12 protein-coding genes are annotated in these 8,886 nt (G+C 56.7%); 7 read left to right on the top strand and 5 right to left on the bottom strand.

Features of this window, described 5'->3' with window-relative positions:
• Window positions 1-120 precede the first annotated feature (120 nt).
• The gene (locus tag G7W63_RS19895; RefSeq protein ID WP_207308988.1) at window positions 121-531 is read right to left on the bottom strand and encodes a hypothetical protein; all 411 of its coding nucleotides are present in this window, start codon (window positions 529-531) and stop codon (window positions 121-123) included.
• On the opposite strand from G7W63_RS19895, the gene G7W63_RS20235 reads away from it, so the two are divergent.
• The 7 genes from G7W63_RS20235 (at window position 445) to G7W63_RS20245 (ending at window position 4,882) form a co-directional block, all read left to right on the top strand.
• A complete protein-coding gene (locus G7W63_RS20235) occupies window positions 445-909 on the top strand; it encodes an alpha/beta fold hydrolase (RefSeq protein WP_166261597.1) in 465 nt (154 codons plus the stop codon). The two genes, G7W63_RS19895 and G7W63_RS20235, sit on opposite strands and share 87 nt — an antisense overlap.
• The gene (locus G7W63_RS17850; protein WP_166261580.1) at window positions 828-1,145 is read left to right on the top strand and encodes a hypothetical protein; all 318 of its coding nucleotides are present in this window, start codon (window positions 828-830) and stop codon (window positions 1,143-1,145) included. Before G7W63_RS20235 ends, G7W63_RS17850 begins: the two co-directional genes overlap by 82 nt.
• A gap of 219 nt (window positions 1,146-1,364) precedes the next feature.
• Window positions 1,365-2,180, top strand: coding sequence for an alpha/beta fold hydrolase (locus G7W63_RS17845; RefSeq protein ID WP_166261595.1), 816 nt, complete (start codon window positions 1,365-1,367; stop codon window positions 2,178-2,180).
• The gene (locus G7W63_RS17840) at window positions 2,177-3,247 is read left to right on the top strand and encodes an alpha/beta fold hydrolase (RefSeq protein ID WP_242634478.1); all 1,071 of its coding nucleotides are present in this window, start codon (window positions 2,177-2,179) and stop codon (window positions 3,245-3,247) included. The genes G7W63_RS17845 and G7W63_RS17840 overlap by 4 nt, the downstream gene beginning before the upstream one ends.
• Window positions 3,248-3,391: 144 nt before the next feature.
• On the top strand, window positions 3,392-3,943 hold the full coding sequence (locus G7W63_RS17835; RefSeq protein WP_166261592.1) for an OsmC family protein: 552 nt from the start codon (window positions 3,392-3,394) through the stop codon (window positions 3,941-3,943).
• Between the two features lie 53 nt (window positions 3,944-3,996).
• Window positions 3,997-4,524 (top strand): cupin domain-containing protein, encoded by a 528-nt coding sequence (locus G7W63_RS17830; protein ID WP_166261589.1) that lies wholly within the window; start codon window positions 3,997-3,999, stop codon window positions 4,522-4,524.
• A complete protein-coding gene (locus G7W63_RS20245; protein WP_479724290.1) occupies window positions 4,472-4,882 on the top strand; it encodes a GFA family protein in 411 nt (136 codons plus the stop codon). Before G7W63_RS17830 ends, G7W63_RS20245 begins: the two co-directional genes overlap by 53 nt.
• Window positions 4,883-4,964: 82 nt before the next feature.
• Here G7W63_RS20245 and G7W63_RS17825 read toward each other — a convergent pair whose 3' ends face one another.
• The 4 genes from G7W63_RS17825 to G7W63_RS17810 form a co-directional block, all read right to left on the bottom strand.
• Entirely contained in the window at window positions 4,965-5,777 is an 813-nt protein-coding gene (locus G7W63_RS17825; RefSeq protein WP_242634477.1) for a mechanosensitive ion channel family protein, read from the bottom strand.
• A gap of 9 nt (window positions 5,778-5,786) precedes the next feature.
• Window positions 5,787-7,082, bottom strand: a complete 1,296-nt coding sequence (locus G7W63_RS17820; protein WP_166261586.1) for a hypothetical protein — start codon at window positions 7,080-7,082, stop codon at window positions 5,787-5,789.
• 250 nt (window positions 7,083-7,332) lie between these two features.
• The gene (locus G7W63_RS17815; RefSeq protein WP_166261583.1) at window positions 7,333-8,148 is read right to left on the bottom strand and encodes a formate/nitrite transporter family protein; all 816 of its coding nucleotides are present in this window, start codon (window positions 8,146-8,148) and stop codon (window positions 7,333-7,335) included.
• Window positions 8,149-8,213: 65 nt separating this feature from the next.
• Window positions 8,214-8,886 (bottom strand): ATP-grasp domain-containing protein (locus tag G7W63_RS17810; protein WP_479724289.1); only part of this gene is annotated, 673 nt, incomplete at its 5' end.

Here is an 8,886-nt window from a genome sequence, read left to right as displayed (position 1 = left end):
AATTTAACCTTTGACTGTTTCACTGCTGAGCGATCAAGACGCTTTTAAACAAAAGCGAACATTAGTAATCTCTTTTTAGAGATCCACGCTTCCATTGGAAAGGATGAACTGGCGAACCCGTTAAAATAGGATTTTTCGGTTCGATAGCTGTACTGCTTCGTCCTGATCTCTGTGTGGACCGATTGCAAAAACGATGATCTGGACACGATTGCCCTCCTTGGCTGAAAACTGTATGTCCATAGAGTTATAATTACAAGCTTCCCAAAACGCCAAAATTCTTGCGGTCTCATGTACAAGGCTCTGCAAACTTTTCACAGAGCCAGCAGCGGGATGGCGGCCGCTGAACCATAGATAAAGCCATGAAAAATCATTGTTTTGGGGATGTGAATCAGGTTTGGACGGGGAGGTGGCGTTTTCTTCTACGCTCAACGAGGAGGAGGAAACATGGCTACTATAGTGATCGTGCATGGCGGCTGGGGCGGTGGCTGGGAGTGGACTCCCGTCGCCCGCAAGCTCCGCGAGCGCGGACATGAGGTTTTCACTCCGACGCTCACCGGCCTCGGGGAACGAGCACACCTCGGCGACTCGGGCACCGGTCTCTCAGACCATATCGATGACGTTCTGGCAGTCCTGAAATGGGAAGACCACAACGATGTGGTGCTGTGCGGCCACAGCTATAGCGGCATGGTGGTCAGTGGCGTGGCCGATCGGGCCGCCGAACGAATCCGCTTGCTCGTCCACCTCGACTCATTTGCACCTAAGGACGGGCAGGCCTTGATGGACCTTGTCCCAAGCGAGTTCGCCGAGGCCCTGTTGGCGACGGCCGAGTGCCCATTCCCCCGGACCTGTTGCCTGCGAAAGGTGTACTTCCTGACGACGAACGCAACGCGTACATCGACCGCCTCGTAGCCCAACCTATCGCCTCACTGACCGAGCCGGTGAGGCTGTCGAGCGCTCTCGATCATTTACCTCGCGCCTACGTCCATTGCACAGGCTACCACGATTCAGTGATGGACCCCTTCGTAGAACGTGGCAAGGCCGAAGGATGGACCATCCGCGAACTTGACACCGAACACGACCTGCATCTGTTCGACCCCGAGGGTACTGCATCAGTCATTCATGGTCTGGCAACCCTGGTTGATTAGTGCACAAAGTCGCGCTGCCCCGTTTAAAGTACTACAACTACGATCAGGAGCAGCTTCACCCCGGCACCTTGGCGAAGTTTGTCAGCAGTCATGCCAGCGAAATTGGAATCATCGGTCCGTTGATGGCTGTGAGAAATAATGCTACGAATCAGGTGTTGGGGACGGCTCTAAATCGGTTTTTCTACAGCTCGTTAGGCGTCGCAGAAGGGGGTTCTGTCTATGCCAGTTATCTCAAAAGGAAGTTTAAAAATCGACTACACGGACGATGGGCAGGGTCCGGTGGTCGTTCTGATCCATAGTTCTGTCAGCGCCAATCGACAATGGCGTGCACTCACTGAAGCCCTTAAGGATCGCTACCGAGTCTTGGCGGTCAATCTATTCGGCTATGGAGAGACGACCGCCTGGCCAGGAACGTCTTCGCAATCCTTGTATGCACAGGCCCAACTGGTTCTGGCCCTGAGCGAGGAAGTAGCGAGCCCTATCCACCTGGTCGGGCATTCCTTTGGCGGCTCTGTAGCGTTAAAGGCCGCCATGCTACTTGGCCCACGGGTTGGTAGCCTTGTTCTCCTCGAACCGAACCCGTTTTACTTGCTAAAGCAGAATGGTCGAAGGCAAGCATTCCTCGAATCATGCCGCCTGCGAGATCATGTGAAATGCTTTGGCGCATTGGGAGATTGGATAAGCGTGGCGGAACGCTTTGCCGACTACTGGCTCGGTGACGGAGCATGGAGTGCAATGCCGGAGAAGCGGCGGGTTGCCTTCGCCGAAGCGTTGCCGCCCAATTTTTTCGAATGGGATGCTGTGATGCAAGAGGAGACCACCGTTGAGGAATGGAACAGCCTGACTGCAAGAACATTATTGATCAGCGATCAGGGGACCCGATTACCCATGCGGGAGATCGTCGATATCTTTGCCAAGGCCTGTCCTCACTGGTCTTTCCACTCCTTGGGTAAGGGAGGCCATATGGCGCCACTCACCCATCCAGATTTGGTCAATCCGATCGTTCGTGAGTTTCTTGACGCAGGTTTTGCATGAGACAGCGGATAGGGTTTTGCACCACAAGTGATGACGTGCGCATTGCCTACGCCACGGCAGGGCAAGGCAAGCCGCTATTACGCATCGGCGGCTGGATGACCCACATCGAGCACGACTGGGACAGCCCGGTATGGCAACATTGGCTGCGGGAACTCACGCGGGACCATACCCTGGCGCGCTTCGACATTCGTGGCTCGGGGCTGTCGGATCGGGCCGTCAGCGGCCACACGCTGGAAGCCTGGGTTCGCGATGTGGAAGCGGTGGCGGACAGCCTGGGGTGGCGACGTTTCCCGATTTTGGGCGTGTGCCAGGGCGCGGCGATTGCCGTGACCTATGCATTGCGGCACCCGGAGCGGGTCAGCCACCTGATTCTTTACAACGCCTACTCATGCGGTGCATTTTCTGAGGGCATGTCGAAATATCGCGTCCAGGAAGCCGAAACCCTGGCCCGCATGATCGAGATTGGCTGGGGCCGCAAAACCGGTGCCTTCCGGGAAGTCTTTGCCCGCCTGCTGTCACCCTCTGATGCTCCGGATCAGATTACCTGGTGGGACGATCTTCAACGCCTGACGGCTGACAGCTCCGCCGCCGCCGGGCTCTGGCGCGGATTCCATGAGATTGATATCCGCAGCCAGTTGCCGCATTTGCAGACACCCACCCTGGCCGCGCATGTCAAAGCCGACAACATGGTGCCCTTCGAGGCGGGGCGGGATCTCGCAAGCCGAATTCCGGACTGTCGCTTTCTGCCGCTTGAGGGCCGCAACCATATCCTGCAACCAAACGATCCAGGCTGGCGAACCTTCATCAAGGAAATCCGGCGATTTCTCAATGACGACCCACAAGGAGACGTGAGCCAGGCGTCCCTGTTTCATGAGCTCACCCACCGCGAATGTGAAGTGCTCGAACAGGTTGCCCGCGGGCGCTCCAACACCCACATCGCCGACACCCTGGCACTGGCACCAAAGACCGTGCGCAATCATGTGAGCAATATCTGCGGCAAGCTGGCGATCTCTACCCGTTCGGAACTGGTGGTCGAGGCCCGCAATGCGGGGTTCGGCGAAAGCTGAGCAGCTGACCTTTCCCTCCCTGGGACGTTCGTCCCGGTTTTCCGCAAATCCGTGATTTCCTCCGGGACACCTGCCTCATGTGCAGCGTAGTATCGCTTTGTAGGCTGAAACTGCGACATGCCACTGATCACAGGAGGCGAAATCATGTCTGTTGCAGAGAAAATATCTTCGTTCACAGAGCGCCAGGACAGCTTGCACCGCCACTATATCGAGGTGCCGGAGGATGCCTGGATCACCGATCACGCACGGGCGATGCCCGGCGAAAAGGAAGACCCGGTTCACGGCGCCGTCGAGCTGGCCAACAGCGGGGGAGTTCGCCATCAGTACGGTATTCATAGCGCCGTGGGTGGCGACCACGATGCCCCGAATCCCGGGGACTATCTTTCTGCCGCACTGGCCGCCTGTCTGCACTCAACGCTACGAATGGTGGCCGAACGCCTGGGCGTAACCATCCTGAATAGCGAAGTCAGGGCCACGGCACAGGTGGATGTTCGCGGGGCCTTGATGGTGGATTCAAGCGTGCCGGTGAAATTGCAGCGCCTGCATTGCGATGTTAGCCTGGAGGTGCCCGCTGATACCGATCAGCGAACGCTCAAAACCCTGACGGCAGGCGCCGAGCACTGCTGCGTTGTATTCCAGACGCTGCAGGGTGGCACCAAAGTGACCACTGACTGGCGCATTGACCAGGTGTCATGAAGCCGGTAACGGCGCATGACAATGTTTCAAAAGGAGCGAAAGGGAGAGATGTTATGATTCGTACACAAAAATTAAGCGCAATGACTACTTTTCTCGTGGCTTTGATTGTCAGTGCCAACGTTAGCGCAGCTGAACCGAAGCCTATTACGGCGGAACCCCTGACCCAGCGACACGCCTTTGACGGTGATGTCTCGGTCAGGATCACCCAGAACCTGGAGGGGCTGCCGGAACAGACGATCTCGTTTGATGATGCATCGCATCTGACTGTGGTGCGGTTCACCATTCAGCCGGGCGCGGTGTTCCCCTGGCACACCCACCCAGGCACGGTACTGATCACTGTCACTAAGGGCAATTTCGATTTCATATTCGCGCAAGACTGTGTGAATCGGAAATACGGCCCTGGGGACGCGCTGGTTGATCCGGGCGACACCGTCCATACGGCGTTAAACCCGAGCCGTACTGAGGAAACTGAGGTGGTTGCCGTGCTACTCGGTGCGCCCGCCAAAGGTGCGCTGACCATTCCGGTTGATAAGGAAAGAAACTCCGCCCTGGACACAGAGTGCGGCATCAAGCGCAACTGAGCCGACGCATACCGGTAGCTGCTTCTGCGGTGCGGTCCAATTAACTGTCTCCGGCGAGCCTGCTGCCATGGGCTATTGCCATTGTGAATCGTGTCGGCACTGCTCAGCCGGACCTGGACTTACCCCGGTCCACCAAACACACCTGAGCCTCAAACGGGGGCTTTGCGACTCGGACCTGAATGTTCGCTTTGCGACCAGTCCCGCATCCCAGGCAATACCTAAACAAAAGCGGACATTCAGAAACTATCAGAATGCCCAGAAAGCGGACCTTTATGGAGCGTTAATTTCAGCATTTGTGTCTCGTTCAAAGTCGATCAAAAGGGCTGATGGATGGTCCGCGCTCGTTTGTTTTCGATAATGTTCGTGTAAATCTCAGCCGTTCGGATATCGCTAGGCCGATGCACTGGCTTTAAGCTTTTCGACTATCAGCTCCAATTCGTTCAGATGCTTTCGAGTGCCAGGCTCCCTGGCAACAGGGGGCGCGCGCCAGCACGCGTCAGTGCCTCGCGTCCTCGAGCCGTGAGGTCGGTGACAAAGCGGAACTGCTGGCGTGGGTCGACTGGGTAAGCCCGAAGAGTGTATTTCGTGCCCCAGATCTCCTCTCGGATAACGACCACGACGGGTTCATCGAAGCAGAGATAGGGGCTTGTCATCGCCACGCTTTCCAGCGCCTCACGGGCACGTGACATGTCATGCTCCGGGTGAACGTAAAAGCTGGCGTTGCATTGCAGAGTCGGCGTACCGTTATTGGCGTTCCTCACAGCTGAAGACCAGAGTTTCAGGTGCGGCACCGTGATGTAATCATCATCCACCGTGACCAGCGCGACAGTCCTCATGCCCACATTCATCACTTCCCCATAGTGACCGTCAATTTCGACCCAGTCGCCGGGCCGATAAGGTTGCTCAAAAGCCGATACGACGCCGGCAATCAGGCTGCTGGCATAGTCTTTAAGGGCAAAACCGATTGCCAACCCAACGGCCCCGAGAATGGTCACCATATTACGCAGTGAGGGTTCGATGACTATCGGCACTGTCAGAATAAGCGCAGCCAAAACAAGCAGAAGACGAATCAGCGGCACTGATGCCAGAAGGAAGTGCCGCAGGCTGCCATGCAGACGATTTGCCAGCCAGGGCAAAGCACGTTGGGAGATTATGATCAGTACCAGGGCGCCGAAAACGATCATGGCCAGCTTCAGCATTGCGGCTTGATCGAGGCTATTGAACAGATCGGTGAGTTCGGTCGAGCTATTCACTATCAATCCTCAGAACGCGTCGGTAAGGTAGCGGCGCACGCGCAAAAACTCACGTACCGTAGAATAAGCCAGCGGGGCAACCTGCCAGCGTTCGCCATCACGAGTCAGCAGTCCCAAAGCCTGCAGGCGTAGCAGTTGAGAGGCAATTCGGGCGCGCGGCGACGGCAGCAGGAGCGTGAGCAGATTGGTCGTCAAGCCACGGTGAAGAAGTATTGCGTGCAACACGAAAGCGACATCCTCATCCGCCTCGGCGAGCATCGGGGGCGTTTCAACATCTTGCGCAACCCATACGTTATCGCTGGAACCGGGGCCGTCAGTATTTTGTGTGGTCCCACCTGTCCCTCGCACTTCGGCGCGATCCTGCTGCTCCGTCTCAGGCTCCGAGCGAAGTTGTTTACGCCAGTAATGCCAGGCCAGGCCTGGATTGCCCTGGCAATGGGCCGCAAGCTGACGAAACTCCGGCAGATCCTGTTCGTCGTCTGATGGCGCACCAGTGCTGGCATATGCGTCTTGGGTCTCATCCGGCACCAGGGGTTCTCCGCTGCGAGCACTGAGGAAGCGGATCTGGTTGCGACTGCCCGGCGTGGTTCTGCCACGCACGAAATAATCGGCGAGCATCGGTCCGTCAAAGGCTTGCAGAGTCATTGCGGGCACACCCGTCAGGGGAAAAATACGCTGGACGAAGGCGAATGCCCAACTGTCACAACCAATAATACCCGGGCCCCATTCGCCTGAAAGGGCCCGTTCCATAAAACCTCGCAATAGATCCAGGCCGTTGGCGTGGCGGAAGAAACACAGCTCAAGAGCAGGCAGCACCCAAGGCTGACCGTTTCCCTTGGGCAGCGCCTCCAGCCAGGCGCTGTCGCCGTTCAGGATCTGCTCCGTGCCAGGTGGTTGCCACACGCGTGCGTGATGTTCGGCAGCCCAGTTTTCAAGTATCGAACCATGGTCACAGTAGGGCTGGCTGACAAAAAACCAGGGAGTGGTGTCTTCGCTTTTGGAACTTCTCGCACCCGGTTTGAGGACGCCTCCCAGGGTCACTTCACTGAAGGCCTGCGCTAACGATCGGGCTGCGGATGACCAATCGATGGGCGGCACGATGTGGGCAAGGCGAACGTTTGGCAGTTCTCTCAGATCAGCCTCAGCGCGGAAAACTTCGGCTTCCCCGTCTTCGCCACTGAACCGCTGACGCAATGCTTTCCAGCGTTTCTTGACCAGATTCGTCCGGCCGTCGGGCGGTAGGGTGTATTCTTCGATGGGGACGGTGTGCCAGGGCCCTGGCGCGGACGAGTTTCCCTCGTCCATATTGGAGCGACTCATCGTAGAGTAACGAGCCCCCGATTTGCTGTTTTCATGCGTCAAACTCAATTATTTCTGGTCGGGATTGAATGACAGTAATATAACACCCGGCATTTCGAAATCCATCTCGAAGGCGACTTTAGCGAAGAGCGGCGAAAATCATCACCAGCGTCAGAAGGCGCGACTGCACGGAGGCATTATCAGCGTCCAGGAAATCGGTGCAAGAAGCACCGATTGCGTCCTTTGTTAGCGCTTGTTAAACCTCCTCACGCACCTGCGCATAGGTAAGCGCCGCGAAAATGCCCGTGCCACCCAGAACGTTCCCGGCGAAGGCAGGCAGGATGCCTCCGAGCGTGGCAGCCAAAATTCCGAGTTCCCCTCGAACAACTAAAATGAAGAGCTCGGTCGAACCCGCCACTACGTGCGACATACCGCCGAGCCCAATCATGTAGGTCACTATAATGATCATCAGCACCTCGCCGGCGCCTTCCATGCGCGGAAGAATCCAGACCAGTGCTGCAATCAAGAACCCCGCTGGTATGCCCCAGGCGAAATGCTCCCAGGCCGTTGCCTCGGCGTAATGGTGTGAGATCGCGAGAATGCCCTCGAAGCGGGCCTCCGGTATGATGTGTCCGTAGACTAGGACTAAGGCTGCCGCCAGGCACCCCACGAGATTGGCGGCAAAGACGATGCCCCAGAGGCGCGCGGTCTGGTAGAAACACGCCCGTGTCGGCGCAAGGAAAAGCTGTAATATCGGCGTGATGGTGTTCTCGGTGAACAACTGCATTCGCCCGAGGATGACGATCAGGAAGCCAACCGTGTAGCCCAGGTTCGAGATGCCCGCGGCCCAGTCAGCATGTGGCAAAATTGATGCGAGAAACCCCTTGCACAGAACCGAGGTACTGATCGCCAGACCGGCCGCGACCCCGGACCACCACAGTGCACTCTTTGACCGCGACAGTTCGTGCTCACCTTCCCGTCGGATCGCCTCAAAGATGGCCGACGAGGGGACGTTCTCGTATTCATCGGCCTGTTCGTTTTCATCGCTATCAAGATCGTTTCCTTCGGACATGTATCGTAATCCACAGAGGAAAAAATCGGCTGTTTGCCGTCATTGACAGCTTTGCCAAATCTTCCCTAGACGTAGAAGTCCAGGTCTTCCTGGGCTTTCAACAGATCCCGCATCGTGATGGGATCGTCACCGAAGAAGAAGACCAGCCCCCAGTGGGTACCGAAGGCATTCCTGTCCGGAACGGTCTCTTCAGTGGGCGCCACAAGCTCGTGGGAATCAAAGTACGGGTGATCAACGCACTCTTTCGGCATTTCCAGCTTGCTGACCACGCGGCGACGCGGATAAACACCGAAGCAGCCTGCATAACCTTTCGCGCCCTCGACTTCCTTGGGGAAGAAGGCAGCCACTTCCTCTTTCGTGCTCTTCGGATCGAAAACCAGCATGGAGGCCTGGTAAGCACTGAATCCATAAGCTTTTTCAATCAGTTCGAAAGCCTTGAAGCCCGGTGGGCGATAGGCGATCTCACCAAAGTACATCTCGCCATCTGCGGTTACGAAGTACTCAGGGTGAATCAGGCCAAACTTGATATCGAACGTTTTGATCAACAGCTCGATCTGCTTGGTGATTGCATTCCTCCAGCTCTCGAGCTCCTTGGTTGCCGGCACAAATACCGAATAACCCAGAGTGACGTACTCGGAAATATTGAGGAACTGGATCTTGCCATCGTGAATCCAGGCTTCAACCGCGAATTCCCAGCCACTCAGGTGGCTTTCCATCAGCAGTGGATATTCCTCGTTC

It is taken from the genome of Marinobacter salicampi (assembly GCF_011074795.1).
Classification (GTDB): Bacteria; Pseudomonadota; Gammaproteobacteria; order Pseudomonadales; family Oleiphilaceae; genus Marinobacter; species Marinobacter salicampi.
This window is presented reverse-complemented; position numbering and strand designations above follow the sequence as displayed.